At 60.8% G+C, this 20,771-nt stretch carries 26 protein-coding genes; all 26 read left to right on the top strand.

The annotated features are described in order from the left end of the window. Positions 1-9 precede the first annotated feature (9 nt). The 26 genes from M5G26_RS10505 (at position 10) to M5G26_RS10375 (ending at position 20,755) form a co-directional block, all read left to right on the top strand. Complete coding sequence (locus M5G26_RS10505; protein ID WP_103305626.1) at positions 10-225, top strand: hypothetical protein; 216 nt, start codon at positions 10-12, stop codon at positions 223-225. 2 nt (positions 226-227) lie between these two features. After that, on the top strand, positions 228-1,838 hold the full coding sequence (locus tag M5G26_RS10500) for a phage portal protein (protein ID WP_273915263.1): 1,611 nt from the start codon (positions 228-230) through the stop codon (positions 1,836-1,838). A 2-nt stretch (positions 1,839-1,840) separates the two neighbouring features. Beyond that, positions 1,841-3,073, top strand: a complete 1,233-nt coding sequence (locus tag M5G26_RS10495; RefSeq protein WP_273915262.1) for a S49 family peptidase — start codon at positions 1,841-1,843, stop codon at positions 3,071-3,073. 12 nt (positions 3,074-3,085) lie between these two features. After that, positions 3,086-3,436 (top strand): head decoration protein, encoded by a 351-nt coding sequence (locus M5G26_RS10490; RefSeq protein ID WP_129998920.1) that lies wholly within the window; start codon positions 3,086-3,088, stop codon positions 3,434-3,436. 13 nt (positions 3,437-3,449) lie between these two features. Next, positions 3,450-4,478 carry a major capsid protein gene (locus M5G26_RS10485; RefSeq protein ID WP_273915261.1) on the top strand — a complete coding sequence of 343 codons (1,029 nt, stop codon included), beginning with the start codon at positions 3,450-3,452 and terminating at the stop codon, positions 4,476-4,478. A 1-nt stretch (position 4,479) separates the two neighbouring features. Then, positions 4,480-4,698 carry a hypothetical protein gene (locus M5G26_RS10480; protein WP_273915260.1) on the top strand — a complete coding sequence of 73 codons (219 nt, stop codon included), beginning with the start codon at positions 4,480-4,482 and terminating at the stop codon, positions 4,696-4,698. After that, positions 4,698-5,012, top strand: a complete 315-nt coding sequence (locus M5G26_RS10475; protein WP_273915259.1) for a head-tail joining protein — start codon at positions 4,698-4,700, stop codon at positions 5,010-5,012. Before M5G26_RS10480 ends, M5G26_RS10475 begins: the two co-directional genes overlap by 1 nt. After that, positions 5,009-5,665 carry a hypothetical protein gene (locus M5G26_RS10470; protein ID WP_273915258.1) on the top strand — a complete coding sequence of 219 codons (657 nt, stop codon included), beginning with the start codon at positions 5,009-5,011 and terminating at the stop codon, positions 5,663-5,665. Before M5G26_RS10475 ends, M5G26_RS10470 begins: the two co-directional genes overlap by 4 nt. A gap of 4 nt (positions 5,666-5,669) precedes the next feature. Beyond that, positions 5,670-6,188: a hypothetical protein gene (locus M5G26_RS10465; protein ID WP_273915257.1), complete on the top strand. Its 519-nt coding sequence runs from the start codon at positions 5,670-5,672 to the stop codon at positions 6,186-6,188. Then, positions 6,185-6,751 carry a phage baseplate assembly protein V gene (locus M5G26_RS10460; RefSeq protein WP_273915256.1) on the top strand — a complete coding sequence of 189 codons (567 nt, stop codon included), beginning with the start codon at positions 6,185-6,187 and terminating at the stop codon, positions 6,749-6,751. The genes M5G26_RS10465 and M5G26_RS10460 overlap by 4 nt, the downstream gene beginning before the upstream one ends. A gap of 52 nt (positions 6,752-6,803) precedes the next feature. Beyond that, positions 6,804-7,049, top strand: a complete 246-nt coding sequence (locus M5G26_RS10455; protein WP_273915255.1) for a hypothetical protein — start codon at positions 6,804-6,806, stop codon at positions 7,047-7,049. A gap of 5 nt (positions 7,050-7,054) precedes the next feature. Continuing rightward, positions 7,055-7,381 carry a GPW/gp25 family protein gene (locus M5G26_RS10450; protein ID WP_273915254.1) on the top strand — a complete coding sequence of 109 codons (327 nt, stop codon included), beginning with the start codon at positions 7,055-7,057 and terminating at the stop codon, positions 7,379-7,381. Continuing rightward, positions 7,378-8,259: a baseplate assembly protein gene (locus tag M5G26_RS10445; RefSeq protein ID WP_273915253.1), complete on the top strand. Its 882-nt coding sequence runs from the start codon at positions 7,378-7,380 to the stop codon at positions 8,257-8,259. The genes M5G26_RS10450 and M5G26_RS10445 overlap by 4 nt, the downstream gene beginning before the upstream one ends. 1 nt (position 8,260) lies before the next feature. Next, the gene (locus M5G26_RS10440; protein ID WP_273915252.1) at positions 8,261-8,863 is read left to right on the top strand and encodes a phage tail protein I; all 603 of its coding nucleotides are present in this window, start codon (positions 8,261-8,263) and stop codon (positions 8,861-8,863) included. Then, a complete protein-coding gene (locus M5G26_RS10435) occupies positions 8,864-10,834 on the top strand; it encodes a phage tail protein (protein ID WP_273915251.1) in 1,971 nt (656 codons plus the stop codon). A gap of 2 nt (positions 10,835-10,836) precedes the next feature. Next, on the top strand, positions 10,837-11,280 hold the full coding sequence (locus M5G26_RS10430) for a hypothetical protein (RefSeq protein ID WP_273915250.1): 444 nt from the start codon (positions 10,837-10,839) through the stop codon (positions 11,278-11,280). A 103-nt stretch (positions 11,281-11,383) separates the two neighbouring features. Then, entirely contained in the window at positions 11,384-12,550 is a 1,167-nt protein-coding gene (locus M5G26_RS10425; RefSeq protein WP_150775372.1) for a phage tail sheath subtilisin-like domain-containing protein, read from the top strand. A gap of 13 nt (positions 12,551-12,563) precedes the next feature. Further along, the gene (locus M5G26_RS10420; RefSeq protein WP_273915249.1) at positions 12,564-13,067 is read left to right on the top strand and encodes a phage major tail tube protein; all 504 of its coding nucleotides are present in this window, start codon (positions 12,564-12,566) and stop codon (positions 13,065-13,067) included. A 13-nt stretch (positions 13,068-13,080) separates the two neighbouring features. Then, complete coding sequence (locus tag M5G26_RS29515; RefSeq protein WP_443218381.1) at positions 13,081-13,680, top strand: phage tail assembly protein; 600 nt, start codon at positions 13,081-13,083, stop codon at positions 13,678-13,680. A 150-nt stretch (positions 13,681-13,830) separates the two neighbouring features. Beyond that, complete coding sequence (locus M5G26_RS10405; RefSeq protein ID WP_273915248.1) at positions 13,831-16,500, top strand: phage tail tape measure protein; 2,670 nt, start codon at positions 13,831-13,833, stop codon at positions 16,498-16,500. 9 nt (positions 16,501-16,509) lie between these two features. Then, the gene (locus tag M5G26_RS10400; RefSeq protein ID WP_273915247.1) at positions 16,510-17,355 is read left to right on the top strand and encodes a phage tail protein; all 846 of its coding nucleotides are present in this window, start codon (positions 16,510-16,512) and stop codon (positions 17,353-17,355) included. Continuing rightward, complete coding sequence (locus M5G26_RS10395) at positions 17,330-17,536, top strand: tail protein X (RefSeq protein ID WP_064596196.1); 207 nt, start codon at positions 17,330-17,332, stop codon at positions 17,534-17,536. Before M5G26_RS10400 ends, M5G26_RS10395 begins: the two co-directional genes overlap by 26 nt. A 90-nt stretch (positions 17,537-17,626) precedes the next feature. Further along, positions 17,627-18,676, top strand: a complete 1,050-nt coding sequence (locus tag M5G26_RS10390; RefSeq protein ID WP_273915246.1) for a phage late control D family protein — start codon at positions 17,627-17,629, stop codon at positions 18,674-18,676. A gap of 50 nt (positions 18,677-18,726) precedes the next feature. Next, positions 18,727-19,290 carry a glycoside hydrolase family 19 protein gene (locus M5G26_RS10385; protein WP_123377008.1) on the top strand — a complete coding sequence of 188 codons (564 nt, stop codon included), beginning with the start codon at positions 18,727-18,729 and terminating at the stop codon, positions 19,288-19,290. Next, positions 19,272-19,811 (top strand): lysis system i-spanin subunit Rz, encoded by a 540-nt coding sequence (locus M5G26_RS10380; protein WP_273915245.1) that lies wholly within the window; start codon positions 19,272-19,274, stop codon positions 19,809-19,811. The genes M5G26_RS10385 and M5G26_RS10380 overlap by 19 nt, the downstream gene beginning before the upstream one ends. A 149-nt stretch (positions 19,812-19,960) precedes the next feature. Then, positions 19,961-20,755, top strand: coding sequence for a DNA adenine methylase (locus M5G26_RS10375; protein WP_273915244.1), 795 nt, complete (start codon positions 19,961-19,963; stop codon positions 20,753-20,755). Positions 20,756-20,771 lie beyond the last annotated feature (16 nt).

Genomic DNA, 20,771 nt, shown 5'->3' with positions numbered 1-20,771 from the left:
GAAACACACATGACAGATGCACAACAGCGCCTCGCGGAAGTCCGGGCGGCGATCTCTGACGTCCTGAAAAAAGGCCAGCGCCTGCGCCGTGCAGATCGCGAGCTTTATCGCGCAGAGCTGAACAGCTTGCGTCTTCTGGAGCAGCAGTACGCCAGAGAGGTCGCGTTGGAACAGGCTCAACAACAGGGACGTGGCCGCAACCGTGTCTCCTACATGAAGATCTGACTATGGGATTTTTTCGAAAAGACCCGGCCGAGCTGCTGATGCGCGAGGCCCTCAAACTCGCCAAGTCAGCAAACGAGTCCAGGCCTATCGTCGCCCAAGGGGGAGGGGGCGGTGTTGAGACGCGTTGGCGCGGGGCTTCTCGTGTACTGCGCAGCATGGCCAGCTGGATTCCCGGTCTCGGCAGTCCGCGTCGAGATCTCGACCAAAACGAGCGTCGAATGCTGGTTGCTCGCTCGCGAGACGCCATGCGCAATCACTTGATAGCCCGTGCGGCGATCACGCGCTTACGCACCAATGTTGTAGGAACCGGGCTGGTTTGCCGGTCACAGATCGATCATGACGCATTAGGTCTCGACGAGACGCAGGCTGAGAAAATCAACAATCAGCTTGATCGCTTGTGGTCGCTGTACGCCGATGATCCACGCGAATGCGATGCCGAAGCGACACTCAACCACTACCAGTTACAAGCACTGGTATTGATCTCGTCCATGGTGGGTGGTGACGTGCTGATTGCCAGTCCTGACGATGAGCGCCCCGGCTGCATCTTCAGCACGCGCTTGCAGTTGATCGAATCGGACCGGGTCTGCAATCCAGCCGGGCAACTTGACGGCGCAAACCTCGTGGACGGCGTCGAGTTTGACCGGCTGGGGGCGCCTTTGGCGTATCACGTCTGCACCGGATACCCCAACGAATACACCGCCGGCCAAGCGCTGAAATGGGAGCGTCTGCCAGCCTTTGGCGAGGCGACGGGCAGGCGCCGCGTCATGCACGTTATGGCCGACAAGGAGCGTCCGGGACAGAAGCGCGGAGCGCCTTACCTGGCTCCGGTGCTGGAACCGCTGCAGAAGCTGGAGCGCTACAGCAGCGCCGAGCTGATGGCGGCGGTGATCTCGGCGATGTTCACGGTGTTCATCAAAAAGACCAACGACTTTCAGGTCGGGAATTTACCGCTGACCGCATTAGCTAACGAAGGTGAAGGCGCTGGAGGTGATACCACTGCAGATGGCGATCTGGCGCTGGGCGAGGGGGCAATTGTTGACTTGGGCCAAGGTGAGGAACCGGTAATCGCCAATCCTGCGCGGCCTAATGCGCAATTCGATCCGTTCTTTACGGCAGTGGTCAAGGAAATCGGCGCTGCTTTAGAGCAACCGATGGAAGAACTGTTGCTCCACTACAGCAGCAGCTATAGCGCAGCCCGTGCGGCGATGTTGCAGGCGTGGCGTTTTTACAGCCTGCGCCGCTGGTGGTTGATCTGTGACTTTTGCCAGCCCAGCCGGGAATTGCTGATCGATGAGGCGGTGGCCCGTGGATTGATCAGCCTGCCAGGTTACGCGGACCCGGCGAAACGCAAAGCCTACTGCCATGCGATCTGGATCGGCCCGGCACGTGGCGCCATTGATGAGCTGAAGGAAGCCAACGCTGCCGGTAAGCGCATCGAGATTGGTGTCAGCAACGAAACACTGGAAACCGCCTCAATGACCGGCGAGCCGTGGCAGCAGGTGTATCGGCAGCGCGTGCGCGAAGTCACCCAGCGGCGCAACGATGGCCTGCACGTTTTACCCAAAGGGCGGGAGCAGGAAACACCGCCGTCCGCCAACCCCAACGAGGAATAACCATGCCCCGCGCATTCGAGCTGGCTGCATCGCAGCCGTGGCTGATGCTGCCCGGCGCCCTGGATAACTTGCTGACCATTGCAGACCGCATGGGCGATCCGGCGGCGCTGGAAACACGCACTGGCATGCGACTGGATAACAGCCGCACTGTCAGCGTACGCAATGGTGTGGCGATCATCCCGGTAGTCGGTCCGGTGTTTCGCTATGCCAACCTTTTCACCGAGATCAGCGGTGCGACCAGCACTCAGGTGCTGGCCACCGACCTGCAGGCCGCGCTCGATGATCCCAAGATCAGCGCGATCATCCTCAACATCGATAGCCCAGGCGGCGTTGCCGCCGGCATCAACGAACTGGCTGACCAGATCCATGCGGCCCGTGACCGTAAACGCATCGTTGCCTACATCGGCGGCACTGGTGCAAGCGCGGCCTATTGGATTGCGTCAGCTGCCAGCGAAATCATCATCGACGAAACGGCGCTCGCCGGGAGTATCGGTGTGGTCGTTGAAGCTGTGGTCGGCGGCGAGGAAGGCAACGGCCGTAAGCGCTATCAGATCGTCAGCCGCAATGCCCCGAACAAGCGTGTAGATCTCTCAACGGAAGAAGGGCGAGCCAAGGTCGGCGAAACGGTCGACGCCATGGGTGATGTGTTCGTCGCCAAGGTGGCCCGCAACCTGGGCGTGGAGCCGGAGCGTGTCCCAGAGATGGGCGACTTCGGCGGCCTGCGCGTTGGCGCCGCGGCTGTCGAGTCCGGCTTGGCCCACCGTCTGGGGTCGCTTGAAACATTGATTACCGAACTGGCCAAACCGGCCGCCACTCAACCGAGGAAATACAACATGACCACCGTCAGCAGCACGGCGGAGTTGCGTGAGGCGCTGGCCGCCGGCACGGATCCGCAAACCATCGAAATCGCTCAGGCCAATCAGCCGGATCTGGAAAGCATCCGCACTCAAAGTCGCGAGGAAGGCGCTACTGCAGAGCGGCAACGCATCACCGGCATCAATGCAATGGCCAGCAAGGGTTTCGAAACTCAAATCTCCGCTGCCATAGAAGCAGGCACCACGGTTGAAGCCACAGCGCTACAGCTGTTCAAGGCAGCGCAGGATCGCGGCATTTCTCTGAGCGCCATCAAGGCCGACGCCACTGGTGCATCGACGTCCACTCCGACGGGCGATGCCGCTCAGGGTGAGCGCAATGCCGTCGTAAACGCCATTGTCGAGGGCGCCTCGCGCCGCTGATTGGAGAACTTTATGAGCAACCCAGAACGCCAAACCTATGTCCCGGACCAGCTGTCCGCCGGTGCCTTTCCGGTGATGATCGACACCGCCGTGATCGCTTCCGGCCAGAAGCTCAGTCGAGGCGCCGTCCTTGGGCAAGTAACGGCCAGTGGCGAATACGTGCTGTGCAAGGCCGCAGCAACCGATGGCTCCGAAGCTCCTGCGGCTGTATTGGATCAGTCCACTGATACGACCTCAGGCGCGCAGGTAGCGCCCATCCGCCTGACCGGTGAAGTGCTGGCCAGTCAACTCACTCTCGGCGAGGGCTTTACTTTGGCGCAGGCAAAAGCTGCGCTGCGTTCCCTGTGCCTGTTCGTTCGTTAATTCGGAGTCTTTGATGGATATTTTTGATACCCGCACCATGCTTGAAGCGGTTGAGCAGATGCCAACCGCGCGGCGCTTTTTGCTGAACACTTTTTTCAACGGTGGCAGTCCTGTCACGTTCCCGACCAAAACCGTGGACATCGACATCATCAAGGGCAAACGCAAAATGGCGCCGTTTGTTAATCCTCGCCTGCCGGGCAGCGTGTCGTTGCGCGAAGGCTATACCACCAGCAGCTACAGTCCGCCGTACATTCAGCCCAAGCGCGAGACCACCGCCGAACTTGTGCTCAAGCGTTCGGCCGGCGACAACCCGTTTTCCTCGCGTACTCCGTTGGAGCGTGCCGGGCAATTGCTCGGTAAGGACCTGCGCGATCTGGACGACGAAATCATCCGCCGGGAAGAATGGATGTGCGCCCAGGCACTTACGACCGGAAAGGTTCGCGTCGTGGGGGAAGGGGTGGATGACACCATCGACTTCCTGATGGCCCCCGATCACAAGATCAGCCTGGGCAGCGGTCAGTGGGGCACCCAAGACGGCGACCCCATTGCCAATCTTCGTAGCTGGAAACGCAAGATTGCCAAAGACTCCGGGCGCACGGCAAACACCGTAGCCATGAGCGGTGAAGCACTGGATGCGTTCCAGTCGAACGAGAAGGTGATGAAGCAGCTCAACACTCGCCGCGTTGACATGGGCTTGATCAAGCCAGAGGAACTGCCAGACGGCGTGACTTACCTGGGCTATCTGAATGATCCAGGTGTCGACCTTTATGGATATGACGAATGGTACCTAGACGGCGAGGATCAGGAGCAGCCAATGATTCCGGCAGGTGGCTTGATTCTCGGCTCGACTTCTACGCGCAACGCCATGCTGTACGGGGCGATTCAAGATCTGGAAGCCGTGGAAAGCGGCTTGGTCGAAGCGGCGCGCTTCCCGAAGAGTTGGGTGACCCAAGAGCCGAGCGCTCGTTGGCTGAAGCTGCAGAGCGCGGCGTTGGCTGGGCTGCTCGAACCGGATGCGTTCATTTACGCCAAGGTGGTGTGACATGGCCAAGAAAGCCGATTTTCTGGTGATCGACGGTTGCGTGCAGGATGGTCGTGTCGTTGTTGTGAAGGGCGAGCCTTACAGTCCATCAAGTAAAGGGGTTGAGGAAGCGTTACTCGCCGAGGGGCGTATCGCTCCACTCAAGGATCCCAGAGCACAAGAACTGCTGCGCCAACAATCCGGCGTTGCCAATGGGGACGACGACAGCGGCGGTGAGTGATGGGCTTTCGCGAATTGAGCGATGACATGGACGCCCTGGTGCTGGATGGCTTGGGCGACATGGCAACGGTCGGCGGTCGAGAGATCGCCGGTTTCTTTTCCGCGCCATGGCTGCAGCCGCGCATGGGGCGGATCAACACCGCATTGCGCGAGCCTCAATTTGAGATTCGAGTCGTCGATGCGACGGGTGTTGAGCCGGGGCAACTGGTCGTAGTAGATCTGGCAAAGCAGGACGGGGGAGGCCAGTACGATCTGGTCAAGCTGGAGCCAGATGGTTCCGGCTGGGTGGCATTGCTTTTGAGGGCTAAAGCATGAGCGTCGGCAGCTATTTCAAACCCTCAGCCAGTGGCGGGATGATCTCGCTGCAAACCTCGGCGGCAGACTTGAAAGCCTTTCAGGACTTTGCCGCCCTGGTGCCGAAAGCAGCATCCAATGCCCAGCGTCGCGCGATCAATAAAGCCTTGCGCTGGCTTGCCACCCACATCGCTCGCGCCGTCGGCCGGCAGGAACGCATTGCGGTCGCCGCTGTACGACAACGTCTGCGGGCCTACCCGGTCAGCGGCGGCGCGAACAGCGGCAAATTGTGGTTCGGCCTCAACGCCATGGAAGCCAGCCGCATAGGCCGGGCACGGCAAACCCGATCCGGTGTGTCAGTCGCGGGGCGACGCTTCCAGGGCGCGTTCCACAAGCGAGTCTATGGGAGCAGCGCAGATGTCTGGATTCGCGTCGGCAGCAAGCATTTCAAATCTTCGGATTACCCCGATAGCGATGTCAGTGCAGCCGGCGGCGCGAGTTCGGGCTGGATTGCCGAACATGACAACCGCTTCCCGCTGGCCAAGGCCAAGGTGTCGCTGGAGCAAGCCCGACCGCACTTCGATAGCTGGGTGCGTAAAGCAGACGAACACCTGGTGCATGTCCTGCAGCAGGAACTCAATTTTGAAGTGCAGAAGTACTTGAAGGGGAAATGACGTGATGGATTCAGTCGACGAACCATTCAGCCTTGAGCAGCTGTATCGAGCCATCGAACGACATCTTCATGATCATTTGCCGGGCGTTCAGACGGTCGCGGTCTGGCCCAACATTGATGATCGCATCGCCTTGCCGGCGGTGCTGGTGGAACTGGCAGAAATGGAGCCGGGCGTTGATCCGGGGACGGGAGAAACCTGCTTGGCCTGCAAGTTTGAGGCGCGGGTGATCACCGATCCGATCCAGCCCGACCATCATCAGCAAGCAGTGTTTTTGGCGGGTCAGTTGGCCGTTCTACTACGGGCGCAGTCTTGGGGCGTAGAGGTCGAGCCAGCCGAGTTCGTTCAGGCCATGCAGGACTGGACCAAACCCGAACTGGACGGCTACACGGTCTGGGTCGTGGAATGGACACAGCAGATCTACCTTGGTGAAACCTGCTGGCCCTGGCCGGATCAGCCACCGGGGACGTTGGTGTTTGACGTTGAGCCGGGTGACGGACCATTCAGGCCAGAGGATCTGCCGTGAGTTACGCGAGCGCCCAGCATGACCGCATGATCGCGGGGACGGTAAAGGCTTGCTACGTGGTCGCGGTGGATCTGTCCGCTTCACCGCCGGTATGTCGAGTGTCGGACGGCAGTGAATGGGTCAGCGCTTGGGTGCGCTGGCACAGCATCGCAGCGGGCAAGGCCAGGCACTGGCGGGCACCGTCTTTGGGCGAGCAGGGCAGTTTGATCAGTCCCAGCGGTGACGTGTCGCAAGGCACGTTTGTCCCGGGACTGTATGGCAACGCTGGTCCCCCGCCAGACAACCGCGACCACGTCGAGGTATGGCGTTTTGATGACGGCGGCTCGCTCATCTATGACTGGCAGGCCAAGACATACAGCATCACCCTACCGAGCGGTACGGTCAGCATCAAAGTGGCGAGCACGGAAGCGGTTGTAACTGATAGCGCCGTGAGCGTGACCACCGGCAACATCAATCTGAAAGCGGCGGTGATGATCGAAGGGGCGTTACACGTCACCAAAGGCATCACCAGCGCCGGCGCGATCATTGACGCCACCGGAAACAGTAATCACCACACGCATTAATTCATTCACGACAGCCCGCCCAGTGCGGGCTTTTTCATGCCTGGAGAAATACATGGCCAAGATCGATACCGTCACCGAGGTGCAAGCGTCCTCGGAGCTGGCAATTGCATCCTCACCGTTCTCATCGCTCGAACTCTTGAAATACCGCGACAAGCTCTACACGTCGCGACTGTTGATCGTCCCCGGCACTGACCGTTCCTATCCGGTGGAGAAGGCGACGGTCATGGTGCCGGCCTCCGACATCGAGGCGGTCAAGTTCCTGAAAGCCAGCGAAGAATACGAGCCGTTCAAGGAGTGACATCGATGATCGGAATGGATCGCCAGACCGGCCTACCCATATCCGGCATCGAGCACCTGCGGCAATCCATTGCCGACATCTTGAGCACGCCGCTGGGCAGTCGCCGGCACCGCATGGAGTACGGCAGCAAGCTGCGGCGGTTTGTCGATTTGCCCGTTAACGAGGGCTGGAAAAGCGCCGTACAGGCTGAGGTCGCCCGCGCTTTGGGGCGCTGGGAGCCACGTTTGAATCTCGACCAGGTGCGTGTCCTTTCCGTCATTGGTGGGCAAATCAATCTGCAAATCGTCGGGAAGTACCTGGGCGACGACGTCACGTTGGAGGTGGCTGCATGAGTACCGTTGATCTGTCGTCGCTACCGGCGCCGACCGTGCTGGAGCCTCTGGACTTCGAAGAGGTTTATCAGGACGGTTTAGGCGTCTTTCGCGGGTACATGGGGGGCAACTGGACGGCCGCGCTGGAAAGCGATCCAGTGGTCAAAGTGCTTGAGGTCGGGGCTTACAACAAGGTCAGCAACCGCGCCCGGGTCAATGACGCCGGCAAGGCGCTATTGCTGGCCCACGCCATTCGCGGCGACCTCGATCACTTGGGGGCCAACGTCAATCTGCAGCGCCTGGTCATTCAGGCCGAGGATCTGCTGGCAGTGCCGCCGGTGCCCAAGGTCATGGAAGACGACGACCCGTTTCGCGAACGCATCCAGTTGGCCTATGAGGGTTTGACCACGGCCGGCCCGCGCAACAGCTACATCCTGCATGCGCGTAACGCTTCTGGGCTGGTGGCAGACGCCACGGCCGAAAGCCCGGCGCCTTGCTACGTTACGGTAACGGTGCTGGGGTTTGATGGGGAGGGTGAAGCGCCGCCGGAGCTGCTGGCGACGGTGGCCGCTGCGCTGGATGACGATGACGTGCGCCCGGTCGGTGATCGTGTGACCGTGCAGAGCGCGCAGGTGATCCGCTACGAGATTGACGCCATCTTGCATATGGCCGGCGCCGGCCCGGAAGCGGATGCCAGTTTGGCCGAAGCGAAAAGCCGATTGGCCGGTTGGATCAATCCACGCAAGCGGCTGGGCGTCGAGGTCGCACGCTCCGCTATTGACGCTCAGTTGCACGTTGCCGGCGTTGCCCGGGTTGAGTTGGTCGGGTGGCAGGATCTGGCCCCGACCAAGGCTCAAGCGGCGTTCTGCACGCGCTACAACGTGAGGCTGGCGGGCTGATATGAAAAGTCTACTGCCGCTCAATAGCACGCAACTGGAACGGGCCATGGAGGCCGCGTTTTTCGAAAAGACGATTGTCCCACTGCGCGACCTCTACAACCCCGACACCTGTCCGGTGCATCTGCTGCCGCATCTGGCGTGGGCGTGGTCGGTCGATCGCTGGGACTACCGATGGTCTGAGGCGACCAAGCGCGCGGCCATCAAGGCGTCTTTCTACATCCACAAGCACAAGGGCACGATCGGCGCGATACGTCGTGTGGTCGAGCCGCTGGGCTATCTGATCGAGATTGTCGAGTGGTTCAAGACCGTGCCCGAAGGGGTGCCGGGCACCTTCGCGCTGAAGATTGGCGTTCTCGATACCGGTATCACCGAGGAAATGTATCAGGAGCTTGAACGCCTGATTGACGACGCCAAGCCCGTCACCCGGCACATGATCGGGCTGGCGATCAGCCTGGAAACACAGGGCAATTTGAATGTGGGTGTGACGCTCTACGACGGCGATGAACTCGACATATTCCCGCCGGAAATGCAGGACATCGAGATAACCGGCAGCTTCGGCGTGGTCAGCCGTGAACACTCCATAGACATCATGGACATTTATTAAATGATTGATGCGAACTCAAAGTTTTTCGCGATCCTGACGGACGTGGGGGCGGCCAAGCTGGCGAATGCCAATGTGCTGGGCGTGCCCTGGAATATCACGGAAATGGGCTTGGGTGATGCCAACGAAACCGATCCGCAGCCCAATGCCAAGCAAACCAAACTGATCAACGAATGGCGCCGCCGGCCGCTGAATCAGTTGCGCATCGATCCGGTCAACCCGGCGGTGATCATTGCCGAGCAAGTCATTCCGGCCGACGAGGGCGGGCGCTGGATTCGTGAGGTCGGGCTGTACGATGCTGACGGTGATCTGGTGGCGGTGGCCAACTGTGCGCCGAGTTTCAAGCCGGTTCTGTCACAGGGATCGGGTCGTACGCAAGTGGTGCGGATGAACCTGATCGTTTCCAGCACGGCGCAAATCAGCCTCAAGATCGACCCGTCGGTGGTACTGGCGACGCGTGAGTATGTTGATTCGCGCATTCTGGAAGAGCTGAGCAAGCTCGACATCAAGCAGTCAGTGCGCGCGGCGACCACGGCCAATATCGCCCTGGTCGGTTTGCAGGTCGTGGACGGTGTTTCGCTGAATGCCGGCGATCGCGTGCTGGTGAAGAATCAGGCGGCCGCGAAGGATAACGGCCCGTATGTGGTGGCTGTGGGTGCCTGGGCGCGGGCCAAGGATGCCGACAATAACGCGAAGGTCACGCCGAATCTGACGGTAGCGGTCGAGGTGGGTGCGACGCAGGCCGACACGATCTGGCAACTGGTGACCGATGGCCCGATTGTCGTGGGCACCACGGCGCTCACGTTCAAGGACATTACAGACGGCTTTGCCCGGCTGCTGTCGCCAAGCTTTGCCGGCAATCCCACGGCCCCGACGCCGGCGCAATTCGACGGCAGCAAGTCGATCGCTACGGCGGAGTTTGTAAAGCGTAGTGGTGTCGAGTTCTCGGGCTTCTCCACGAACGCTGCAAACTTGGCTTTGACGGCAGCGCACGTCGGTGGCCTTCACAGCTTTTCCGCTGCTGCGCAGCTTCAGGCCACTTTGCCGCCGACGGCAGGTGTCGCGCAGGCTGCAACCATTACGCTTGTTTGTGCCGGCAATGGCGGTCTTAAAATCGTCCCGGCCGGTACTGACGTGGTGTACACCTCGACCGGCGTGGCCGGCCCGCTGGTGTTGGCCCTGGGCGACACGGCTGAGTTCATCCGCCTGCAAGACCAGTGGCGGCTGATTGGTGGCACGGCGGCGCTCGCCTTTGCTGGCGTCATGGCCGGGCCAAACTTCGCGACCCGGCCTCAGTTCGACAACAGCAAGGCGCTGGCTACGGCTGAGTTTGTGCAGCGTGCGCAGGGGAATTTTGCCGGGCGTGTCGATATCGCGGCGTTGCCGGCGACATTGAGTGTTGCGGCCGCTGGCCATCGCATCGTTCTTTCAGCGTCAGGGACGTTGACCTTGCCGCCTGTTAATTCGGTGCCCACCGGCACCAATTTTTTCATGTTCAACACCACGCCGGGCGTGGTCAATATTGTTCGGCAGGGCACAGATGTAATTAGTGCGATGTCCGTTAATTCCCTGACTTCTGTAACACTTCAGTCCCTGTCTACCATCGTGATCACTGCAGGCAATGGGCAGTGGGTCGTTGAAGACGGCATGTCTGCCCTGAAATATGCGCCCGAGTTCGCCAACTACATCGCGGCGGGCATGGGGGGCAATGGTTATCAGCGATTGCCATCGGGAGCGATCGAACAGTGGGGTTCAGGCCAGACGGATGCGAACGGGTACGTTTACATCACATTTCCGATCCCATTCCCCAACGGGCTGCGAAACATCGCGCCGGTGCACGTCGGCTCGCTGTGTTTGATGCATGCGCTCATGGGGTCGACCGTGACTACAACAGGTTGCACGGTACGAGTGCAAAATCAGGCGGGTGCTGCCCAGGCAGGCTGGACGGTTTGGTGGCGAGCGATAGGGTATTGAAGATGAACAAAGTTGTGTTTTTCAGTCCGTCCACGTGTGGGGCTTACCGCCCTGAAATTCATGGCGCGGACATGCCTTCGGACGTGGTCGAGGTGCCGGAAAGTGTTTGGCTGTCGCTGCTCAATGAGCTGTCGACCAGTCCAAAGATGATGTCGTCCCGGCCTGACGGTCAGCCGATGCTGATTGATCCGCCGGCATTGGATGCCGAGGCGCAGACTGCTGTTGAGCGCGCCTGGCGTGATGCGCAATTGGCGCTGACGGATCCGCTGGTTTCCCGTCACCGTGACGAGATCGAGGAGGGCGGCGCAACCTCGCTCACGGCCGACCAGTACGCGGAGTTGCAGGCGTACCGCCGGCAGTTGCGCGACTGGCCGCAAGGGGATCAATTCCCTCTCGCCGAACACCGGCCGCCGGCGCCGACCTGGCTGGCAGCACAACCCAACTAAACGCCCCGCACTGACGGGGCGTTTTCTTTTCCGTTACGCGTAACACGAACACCCTCACAGCCTCGCTTATGCGGGGCTTTTTCGTTTCTGGAGACTGACCCTTATGAGTTTTTTCCACGGCGTCACGACCACCTCGGTCGACACCGGCGCGCGCACCATCTCGCTGCCCTCGTCGTCGATTATCGGTCTGTGCGACACCTTCACCCCGGGCGTTCTCGGCGGCGGCACGGCGAAAGCCGGCGAACTGAAGCTGATCACTACCGAGCGCGAGGCCATTGCCGCCTTCGGCGCCGATTCGGCAATCACCAAGGCGTGTAAGGCGATCTACGTCAAAGCCAAGGCGGTGATCGTCGCCATCGGCGTGCCCAAGCTGGAAGACGCGGCGCTGCAAACCTCGGCGATCATTGGCGGTGAACTGGTCTCGGGTCAGCGTACCGGCCTGCAGGCGCTGCTCGACGGTAAAAGCCTGTTCAACGCTCAGCCGCGATTGTTGATCGCCCCGGGCCACACCGCGACTCAGGCGGTGGCTACGGCGCTCGACAGCGTGGCGCAGAAGCTGCGCGCCATCGGCATCATCGACGGCCCGGGTACGACCGACGAGGCCGCTATTGCCTACGCCGAGAACTTCGGCAGTCGCAACCTGTTCATGGTCGACCCGGGCGTCAAGTATTGGGACACCGTCACCAGCGCTACGGTCGACGCGCCCGGCTCGGCTTGGGCTGCAGGCCTGTTTGCGTGGACGGATGCTGAATACGGCTTCTGGGCTTCGCCATCGAACAAGGAATTGACCGGCATCACCGGTACCGGCCGCGCGGTCGAGTACCTGGACGGCGACGAGACCTGCCGGGCCAACCTGCTCAACAACGCCAATATCACCACGATCATTCGCGACGACGGTTACCGCCTGTGGGGCAACCGCACGCTGTCGAGCGATCCGAAGTGGGCGTTCGTTACCCGCGTTCGCACGCTGTTCATCCTCATGGACGCGGTGCAGGCCGGGCACAAGTGGGCGGTTGACCGCTCGATCACCAAGACCTACGTGACCGATGTCACCAACGGTCTGGATGCATTCATGCGCGACCTGAAAGCCCAGGGCGCGATCATCAACTTTGAAGTGTTCGCCGACACCGAACTGAACACGGCCAGCCAGATCGCCCAGGGCAAGGTGTATTGGCGCATCCGTTTCACCGACGTTCCGCCTGCAGAAAACCCGAATTTCCTTTTCGAAGTCACCGATCAATGGATGACCGAAGTGCTTGAAGCAGCCTAAGGGGGCGTAGCAAATGATTCCTCAAACCTTGTTCAACACCAACCTGTTCGTCGACGGCGTGAACTTCTCCGGAGACGTACCCAGCCTGACGCTGCCCAAACTGACCACCAAGACCGACGAATATCGTGGGGGCGGCATGGCCGGCCCCATCGAGATGGATCAGGGGCTTGAGAAAATGGAAGCCTCGTTTGTCACCAAGGGCGTGCGCCGCGAGTCGCTGAAGTACTTCGGCCTGGCCGACGGCACGGCGTTCAACGCCACGTTCCGAGGTGCCTTCAAGGGCCAAAAGGGCGCTGTGACAGCAGTCGTTGCCACCCTGCGCGGTCGCCTCAAAGAGGTCGATCTCGGTGACTGGAAAGCCGGTGATGCGGCCGAGATCAAACACGCCGTTTCGGTCACGTACTACAAGCTCGAAATCGACGGGCGCCTGATGTACGAGATCGACATGGTCGCCGGCATTCAGGTGATCGACGGCAAAGACCAACTGCTCGAAGTGCGCCAAGCACTCGGCATGTAAGGAATAGATCCAGATGACTCAAGTAATCGCTAAAACCCTGCCGGCCTGGCTGTCGCTCAGTGCAGTCGGTGCCGTCGTAACGCTGACCCGCCCAAGCCAAGCCAATAGCATCGACGTCGAGACGTTGAACCTGCGTAACCCGACCGTGCGTGAAGTGCGCGCGGCTGATCGTGCTGCCAACGGCGATGATGAACAGCGCGAACTGATGCTGTTCGCCGGTCTCGCCGAAGTCGGACTGAAGGATCTGGAAGGCCTCAAGTTGACGGATTATCGCCGCGTGCAAACGGCGTATTCGCACTTGGTACCGAAAACCGATTATTCGGACTCGATGCCGGCGTGGTTGTCGCTAACCACCGATCAGGTGCTGGTGACGCTGTCGTGTCCGAGTGAAATCAATGGCGTGACCGTCGACAAGCTGGCCTTGCGTTCGCCGACTGTGGGCGACGTGCGAGCGGCCAACCGTGAGGTGGGTAGCGACGATGAGCAGCGCGAGCTGGTGTTGTTTGCTGCGTTGTCCGGCGCTTCGGTGGCGGATCTGGAGGGGCTGAAGCTGGTGGATTTTAACCGCTTGCAGGCCGGCTATTTTCGCATGGACAACTACGACGGGCTTTAACCCCAGCGTGATCAAGTCGGCGGCGAAACGTCTGGCGGCGGAAACCGGATTTTCCGCCGCCGAGATCCAGTCGATGCCGTTCGCGGATATGGTGTGGTGGCTCACGGATTGAGCCGCCACCGGTAGTGCTGGGCACATGAGGGCCATGATATGGCAAACAAACTCGCCCTCGGGCTGGTGATCGGCGGCGCCGTCAGTTCCACGGTCGGCGCCGCGTTCAAGGACGTGACCGGGCGCATCAAGCGCCTTGAGGCTGAAGGCAACAAAGCGCGCGTGCTGCAGCGCACGATTGGCGACACCATCCGCCTGCGCGAAGAATGGAAGAAGGCTCACGACACCGGCGCTGCCGGTGCGTCCAAATTACTCAACCGCTTGAACTCGAACCTGGACAGTTTGAAAAAGCAGGGGATCGAGGTCGGCAAGCTGGAAAAAGCCTATCGCTCGATGGGGCAGACGGCCAACAAAGCCGAGCTGAAAGCCAAGGGGCATCAGCAGATCGATTCTGGCGTAAAGGGCATGAAGGGCGCTGTCGGTGCGGCGGTGGTCGGTGTCGGTGCCATGGCGGTACCGACCAAGGTCAGCGCTGATTTTGGCGCGATTGTGCGTGACATCGCGATCAAGGCCGGCATTGCCAACAAGCCGCAAGAACAGGAGATGTCGCGCAAGATCATCGACACTTCACGCGACACCGGCATGGCGCGCAACGATGTGGCCGACGTGGTCAATCAGTTGGTCGGCGCCGGTATGGATCTGAGCAAGGCGCTGGAATACGCGCCTGTCGCGGCCAAGTTTGTCGTGGGGCAGGGATCCAGCGGTGTCGACACGGCGAAGATGATTAACGCCCTGGGGCAGAACGCCAAGATCACCGACCCCAAGCAGATGCAGCAGGCGCTGGAGGCGATCGCCTACCAAGGGCAGGCGGGCAGCTTTGAAGCGGCCGACATGGCCAAGTGGTTTCCGGAGCTGTTGGCCAACATGGCCAGCAACGGCATCACCGGCTTGGATGCGGTGACGCAACTGGGCGCCATGTTACAGGTGCAGATGAAGCAGGCCGGCAGTTCGGACGAAGCGGCCAACAACCTGAAAAACTGGATGGGCAAAATCGGCTCGACCGACACGGTCAAGGCCTACGAAAAAGCCGGTATTGATTACAAGGGGTCGATGCAGACCGGCTTGCAAAACGGCATGTCGACGCTCGAAACCAGTATGGCGCTGGCTCAGAAATACATTCAGGCGACCGATCCGAAGCGTGCGGCGGCCATGGCCGAAGCCACGTCAAAAATCAGCAAGGAAGCCGACCCGGAGAAGGCCAAGGCCATGATGGCCTCGCTGGAAGAGTCCCTGCGCACCGGCGACCTGTTCGCTGACATGCAGGTCAAGGCGGCGCTATCGACCTACATGCAGAACAAGGCGCTGTACAGCCAGCTCAAAAACGATTCGCGTGACGCGACCGGGATCCTCGACAAGAACCTCGCCGAGCGGCGCGAGTCGTCATCGCAGAAATGGGCGGAAATGGCTCAGTCGATGGATGACGCCATGCGCAGCATCGGTGATGCGCTGCGCCCGGTGACGGACACCGTGGCCGAGTCGTTGACCAAGGTTACTAAAGGCATTACGTCGCTGACTGATAGCGCGCCCGGGGTGGTTGCCGGTATCGCCACGGTCGGGGCGGGGCTGATCGCCTTAAAAGGTATCTTCAGCACGATAAAGATCGGCAAGGGGCTGCTAAACCTTGCGCGTGGGTCGCGCGGTGGCAGGAATGGGAGCGAAGCCCCAAATAAAAACCCCGGAGAACTTGATCTGGTAGCGACTGGCCTGGATGTTGTTTCACGGGTGAAGGACGCGGCAACAGGCGGTGGCCTTGGTACTGAAAGTGGTGCAGGTAACGACGGCGTCAAGAAGGTTTTCGTCGTCAATGCCGGCGCTATGGGTGGCGGTGTGGATGCGTCAGGCGAATCGCGCCGACGTGGACGTGGGTCAAGGCGCAGCGCTCGGCGCCGGTCGTTGCCGAGTTCGAGATCTGTGCCTCGTCCACCTGTTCCGGTTTCACGTCCATCTGTTCCGGTTTCACGGCCACCCGTTCCGGCTTCGCGTCCCCCTGTTTCGATCCCAGCGCCATCAGTCCCTTCTGTTCCAAGTGGGGCATTGTCCAAGCTCGGCGTCGTCGTAGAAACGGTCGGTAAGGTCAGCAAGGCGGCCAAGGTCATTCCTGGCGGCACGCTGCTGGAGTCCGGCGCGATGGCGCTTGAAACCTTTCAAAACGCCAAGACCAAGGACGAAAAAGCCGAAGGTTACGGTTCGGCTGCCGGCAACCTAGCCGGCACCATGGCCGGTGCAGCAGCAGGCGCCGCCATTGGTTCGGTTGTGCCGATCATCGGCACCGCGATCGGCGGCATGATCGGTGCTTACCTGGGCAGTCAGGGCGGTGCGGCGCTGGGCGGGTCGTTGGGTAAGTCGCTGTTCGGCGGTGAGGATGAAAAGCCCGAGCAAACGGCAAAGGCGCCGGTGCCGACCACGCCGCTCATGATGGCGTCAGCGGCGCAGCAAGGCCCGGTGCTGGGGGATGTCGCGCGCTCGATGGCAGTGACGGCGCCGCTCAAGTCGGCGGCGATGGCCATCCAGCCCAAGGAGGCGGCGAAGCCGGAGCCGGCCAAGGTGGATCAGCAGTTTCAGTATTCACTGAACATGCCGGTGACCGTGCAGGGCGATGTCAAAGACCCGCAAACCTTGGCGCAGGATCTGATGCCGCACATGCAGCGAATGATGGCGGACGCGGCGAGGAGTAACGCTGCCAAGCTGTACGACGAACCCCATGTCTAAGGAGGTTTCATGGCTTACATGGAGCAGATGCAATCAAGTCTGAAGTATCTGGTGGATGCAGCGGAAACCGGGCGGCGTAGCGCGGATGGCATGCTGTCCCCGGTCAATGGCGCGATCCGGGAACTGACCGGCGCCGCGTCCGAGCTGGAAAACATCCCGTTCGTCGGGCCGGCCATCGGCGCCAAGCTTCAGCGGGTGATGCGCGGCGTCGACGCGGCTCAGGCCAAGGTCGGTCAGGTGGCGGCGGTGTACGGCCGCGCCACCCGGGCGGCGGCAGAAGTGCAGGAGCGGCTGGGCACATTGAAGGAACAGGCGGGCAAGGCGGCCACGGCGATCAACAACGTCGCCGGCAAGGTCAGTCCGTCGCTGGCCAACATCGTGCCCACCAGTTCCTTTGCCGTGGAGGCCACGCCGGCGCCGGAGGCGGTGAAGCCGTTCCCGCATCTGATGATCATTCAGCCGCGCGATCCGAAGATTGAGCCGTATTACTTCAACCTGGACACGGCAGCTTTCGACGAGCTGAGCCGTTCGACCGAATTCCGCTGGGCTTCTCAGGAGCGGTTGACGCGTCGGCCGGCGAAGCAGGCCATCGGTATGGGCGATGAAAAGTTAACGCTCAAGGGCACGATCTATCCGGGCTTCAAAGGCGGATTGAAGCAGCTGGACACGCTGCGTTCCATCGGGGCCAGGCTGCAACCGCTGACCCTGACCACGGGCTATGGCGAGGTGATCGGGACGTGGTGTCTGAAAAACATCAACGAGGAACAGTCCGCACTTCTGCACGGCGGGATTGCTCGCAAACAGGGGTTCACTTTGGAGTTTGAGCGTTATGGCGACGACATGCAGGACGTCTGATGGCGACATGCTCGATGTCATTTGCAACAACGTTTACGGCCATCTGAATGGCAGCGTCGAGGCCGTGCTCGATGCCAATCAGGGGCTGGCTGATGAACCTCAGCCGTTCCGGTCGGGCGTGATTATCGTCCTGCCGGATCTGCCCAGCCCGACAAGTGAGGGCGTGAGCCTATGGGATTGACCCGGGGTGATGCCTTCGCCGGTGCCGCGCCACCTCACGACACATTGTTTTTCTGACCCGCCTTGTGCGGGTTTTTATTGGAAAAAATCCATGACACCGATGTTTCGAATCGTCGCCGATGGGGCCGACGTCACGGCCAAGATCAATGATCGGCTGTTGTTACTGCGTACCTCGGACAAGCCGGGCATGGAGTCCGACGAGTTTGAGTTGCGTATCGACGACCGTGATGGGCAAGTGCAATTGCCACGGCGTGGCAGCTCAATCGAGATCTACTTGGGTTACTCCGAAACGTCCTTGGCGCGAATGGGCAGTTACACCGTGGACACGGTCGAGGTATCAGGCCCACCCGATACCATCGTGATCAAGGGCAAGGCCAGCGACATGCGTGGCAGTGGCAAGACCATCCGTAGCGGAAGCTGGGAAGACGTGCCGCTGTCCAAGATCGTGGCTGACGTCGCCGCGCGCAATGGCTGGCAGCCGGTGTGCCCGGTGTCGACCAAGGTCGCCCGCGTCGACCAGCTCAACGAGTCCGACTTTAATTTCATCACCCGGCTGGCCAAGCAGTACGACTGTACAGCCAAGGTGGCCGACGGCAAGTTGTTGGTGATGCCGCGCCAAGGTGGCCAGACCTCGAGCGGCAAGGCGTTCGGCGCGATTACGCTGCCCCGCCGCGACGTCAGCCGCTTTCAATTCAGTCTCGGGGATCGCAATTCACACAAGGCGGTTGCGACCAAGCATCAGGACAAAAAGAACGGCAAGTTGGCGGTGGTCACCATCGACAACGACGACGCCCCGGACGGCCTGCCGGCGGTGCATACCGACCGCCATATCTACCCGAACAAGACCGCCGCCGAAGCGGCCGCCAAGGCGCGACTGTCAGCGTTCAACCGCTCGACCGCCGACGTACGGTTTGAGATGGAAGGACGGACTGACATCTTCGCCGAGCGGCCGATTCTCGCTCAGGGTTTCAAGGTCGGGCTTGATGGCGAATACCTGGCGGATTCGGTCGAGCAGGTGTTCACCCAGTCCGGCTGGTCGACCACGGTCGAATGCAATGCCGGCAAAGCCGGTAAATCCAAGGGCAAGAAAAAGAAAGGGCCGAAACCACCCCTCAAGGTGGTGAACATCGAGAAGCAATAGCCGCATCCCATCGCCGCCTGAGTGCGGTTTTTTTATGTCTGGAGTTTGTAATGTCCATCACTGAACAACAGCTGCAAAGCATCATGCCCAACGCCCGCCGCCAAGCGGGCGTTTTTGTATCCGCCCTCAACGCAGCCATGGCCCATCGACAGATCAACACGCCGAAACGCCAAGCCGCGTTCCTGGCGCAAGTCGGCCATGAGTCGGGCCAGCTGCAATACGTCCGGGAACTGGGCGGCGATCAGTACCTGAGCAAGTACGACACCGGCAACCTGGCTGCGAAACTGGGCAACACGCCGGCGGCGGATGGTGATGGCCAGCGCTATCGCGGTCGCGGCCTGATCCAGGTCACTGGCCACGACAACTACCTGCGCTGCAGCTTGGCGTTGTTTGGTGACGAGCGATTGCTGCGCACGCCTGAACTGCTGGAGTTGCCGCAGTGGGCTGCCGAGTCGGCCGCGTGGTTTTGGTCGGTGAATGGGCTGAACGCGCTGGCCGATCAAAACGAATTCAACACGATCACCCGCCGGATCAACGGCGGTCTCAACGGCCTGCAGGATCGGCTGGAGTTGTGGGGACGGGCGAGGGCGGTGCTATGCGTCTCGGCGAACTGATCCCGGCGCCGTATCGGCTGGTGAAAGGGGTGTTGCTGGTCGTTTTAGTCGGTGGTTCTGCGGCCATTACTTGGCAAGTCCAGGATTGGCGCTACGGCAAACAGCTCGCAGAGCAGGCCCGGCTCCACACCGAAACCCTTAACCAGTTGGCCCTGGCCACGGTTGCGCAGCAGCGTGCCGAACAGGACAAACGCTTTGCGCTCGAGCAGCGCCTGGCAACCAGTGAACAAACCCATTATCGAGCCTTGAGTGATGCCCAACGTGATCAAGGTCGCCTGCGCGACCGTCTTGCCACTGCTGATCTGCGCCTGTCAGTCCTACTCGACGCCACCACCGGCGCCGGCAACGGATCGGTGTCAGCCACCACCGCCACCGGCGGCATGGTTCATGGCCCCACAAGATCCGAACTTGACCCAGCGCATGCTCAACGAATTATCAGCGTCACCGATGACGGCGACCGGGGGCTGATTGCCCTCGCGGCCTGCCAGGCATACGCCAAAGAAGTCTCAACACCGAAGTGAAAAGAGCGGCCGGTCCAGATGCGTCAACATCCAGATCGACCGCCGTCCCTGCAGATGCTCCCTGCAAGTCCAGCCAAGGCTCTTGCTCCGTGCACAAAGCGCGGCGAGCCTAGCACCTGTTTATCCATACAGTAAAGGTCTTGCTTTTTATGTCTACACCCATCATCCCTTGGATGGGCGGCAAACGCCGCCTTGCCGACCGCCTCATTCCGCTTTTTCCGCCACACGAATGCTACGTTGAAGTCTTTGCCGGCGGTGCCGCGCTGTACTTCATGAAGCCCCAGCCATCGCCCGTCGAAGTCCTCAACGACATCAACGGCGATCTGGTCACGCTTTACCGCGTCGTGCAGAACCACCTCGAAGAGTTTGTGCGCCAATTCAAATGGGCACTCAGCTCGCGGCAGGTGTTCGAATGGCAGAAAATGACCCGCCCCGAAACCCTCACCGACATCCAGCGCGCCGCCCGATTCTTCTACCTGCAGCACCATGCCTTCGCCGGCAAGGTCTCCGGTCAGACATTCGGCACTGCGACCACCGCACCGGCCATCAACCTGCTACGCATCGAGGAGAACCTCTCGGCCGCGTGGCAGCGCCTGTCCGGCACCTACGTCGAAAACCTCCCCTGGCTTGAATGCGCTGAACGCTACGACCGTGCACATACCTTCCATTACATGGATCCGCCTTACTGGCAGACCGCAGGTTATGGGGTGGACTTTCCGTTCGAAAACTACGAACGGATGGCCGATTTCATGCGCCGTTGCAAAGGCAAGGTGATGGTCAGCATCAACGACCACCCAGACATCCGCCGGGTGTTCGAAGGCTTTCACTTTGAGACTCTGGATATTCGCTACAACATAGCCAATCAGCGGCAGGGAAAGGCTGAGGTCAGTGGTGAGCTGGTAATCATGAACTGGGAACCGATAGCGTTGGGTGGGTTGTTCTGACAGATGCCGGTTATCA

This window comes from Pseudomonas sp. TNT2022 ID642 (assembly GCF_028656995.1).
Taxonomy (GTDB): Bacteria; Pseudomonadota; Gammaproteobacteria; order Pseudomonadales; family Pseudomonadaceae; genus Aquipseudomonas.
The sequence above is the reverse complement of the archived record's forward strand: the minus strand, read 5'-3'. Positions and strand labels throughout refer to the sequence as shown.

Bases quoted from the DNA above. Each gene is read 5' to 3' on its own strand.
- M5G26_RS10505 (WP_103305626.1), top strand. From the start codon at position 10: ATGACAGATGCACAACAGCGCCTCGCGGAAGTCCGGGCGGCGATCTCT.
- M5G26_RS10500 (WP_273915263.1), top strand. From the start codon at position 228: ATGGGATTTTTTCGAAAAGACCCGGCCGAGCTGCTGATGCGCGAGGCC.
- M5G26_RS10495 (WP_273915262.1), top strand. From the start codon at position 1,841: ATGCCCCGCGCATTCGAGCTGGCTGCATCGCAGCCGTGGCTGATGCTG.
- M5G26_RS10490 (WP_129998920.1), top strand. From the start codon at position 3,086: ATGAGCAACCCAGAACGCCAAACCTATGTCCCGGACCAGCTGTCCGCC.
- M5G26_RS10485 (WP_273915261.1), top strand. From the start codon at position 3,450: ATGGATATTTTTGATACCCGCACCATGCTTGAAGCGGTTGAGCAGATG.
- M5G26_RS10480 (WP_273915260.1), top strand. From the start codon at position 4,480: ATGGCCAAGAAAGCCGATTTTCTGGTGATCGACGGTTGCGTGCAGGAT.
- M5G26_RS10475 (WP_273915259.1), top strand. From the start codon at position 4,698: ATGGGCTTTCGCGAATTGAGCGATGACATGGACGCCCTGGTGCTGGAT.
- M5G26_RS10470 (WP_273915258.1), top strand. From the start codon at position 5,009: ATGAGCGTCGGCAGCTATTTCAAACCCTCAGCCAGTGGCGGGATGATC.
- M5G26_RS10465 (WP_273915257.1), top strand. From the start codon at position 5,670: ATGGATTCAGTCGACGAACCATTCAGCCTTGAGCAGCTGTATCGAGCC.
- M5G26_RS10455 (WP_273915255.1), top strand. From the start codon at position 6,804: ATGGCCAAGATCGATACCGTCACCGAGGTGCAAGCGTCCTCGGAGCTG.
- M5G26_RS10450 (WP_273915254.1), top strand. From the start codon at position 7,055: ATGATCGGAATGGATCGCCAGACCGGCCTACCCATATCCGGCATCGAG.
- M5G26_RS10445 (WP_273915253.1), top strand. From the start codon at position 7,378: ATGAGTACCGTTGATCTGTCGTCGCTACCGGCGCCGACCGTGCTGGAG.
- M5G26_RS10440 (WP_273915252.1), top strand. From the start codon at position 8,261: ATGAAAAGTCTACTGCCGCTCAATAGCACGCAACTGGAACGGGCCATG.
- M5G26_RS10435 (WP_273915251.1), top strand. From the start codon at position 8,864: ATGATTGATGCGAACTCAAAGTTTTTCGCGATCCTGACGGACGTGGGG.
- M5G26_RS10430 (WP_273915250.1), top strand. From the start codon at position 10,837: ATGAACAAAGTTGTGTTTTTCAGTCCGTCCACGTGTGGGGCTTACCGC.
- M5G26_RS10425 (WP_150775372.1), top strand. From the start codon at position 11,384: ATGAGTTTTTTCCACGGCGTCACGACCACCTCGGTCGACACCGGCGCG.
- M5G26_RS10420 (WP_273915249.1), top strand. From the start codon at position 12,564: ATGATTCCTCAAACCTTGTTCAACACCAACCTGTTCGTCGACGGCGTG.
- M5G26_RS29515 (WP_443218381.1), top strand. From the start codon at position 13,081: ATGACTCAAGTAATCGCTAAAACCCTGCCGGCCTGGCTGTCGCTCAGT.
- M5G26_RS10405 (WP_273915248.1), top strand. From the start codon at position 13,831: ATGGCAAACAAACTCGCCCTCGGGCTGGTGATCGGCGGCGCCGTCAGT.
- M5G26_RS10400 (WP_273915247.1), top strand. From the start codon at position 16,510: ATGGCTTACATGGAGCAGATGCAATCAAGTCTGAAGTATCTGGTGGAT.
- M5G26_RS10395 (WP_064596196.1), top strand. From the start codon at position 17,330: ATGGCGACGACATGCAGGACGTCTGATGGCGACATGCTCGATGTCATT.
- M5G26_RS10390 (WP_273915246.1), top strand. From the start codon at position 17,627: ATGACACCGATGTTTCGAATCGTCGCCGATGGGGCCGACGTCACGGCC.
- M5G26_RS10385 (WP_123377008.1), top strand. From the start codon at position 18,727: ATGTCCATCACTGAACAACAGCTGCAAAGCATCATGCCCAACGCCCGC.
- M5G26_RS10380 (WP_273915245.1), top strand. From the start codon at position 19,272: ATGCGTCTCGGCGAACTGATCCCGGCGCCGTATCGGCTGGTGAAAGGG.
- M5G26_RS10375 (WP_273915244.1), top strand. From the start codon at position 19,961: ATGTCTACACCCATCATCCCTTGGATGGGCGGCAAACGCCGCCTTGCC.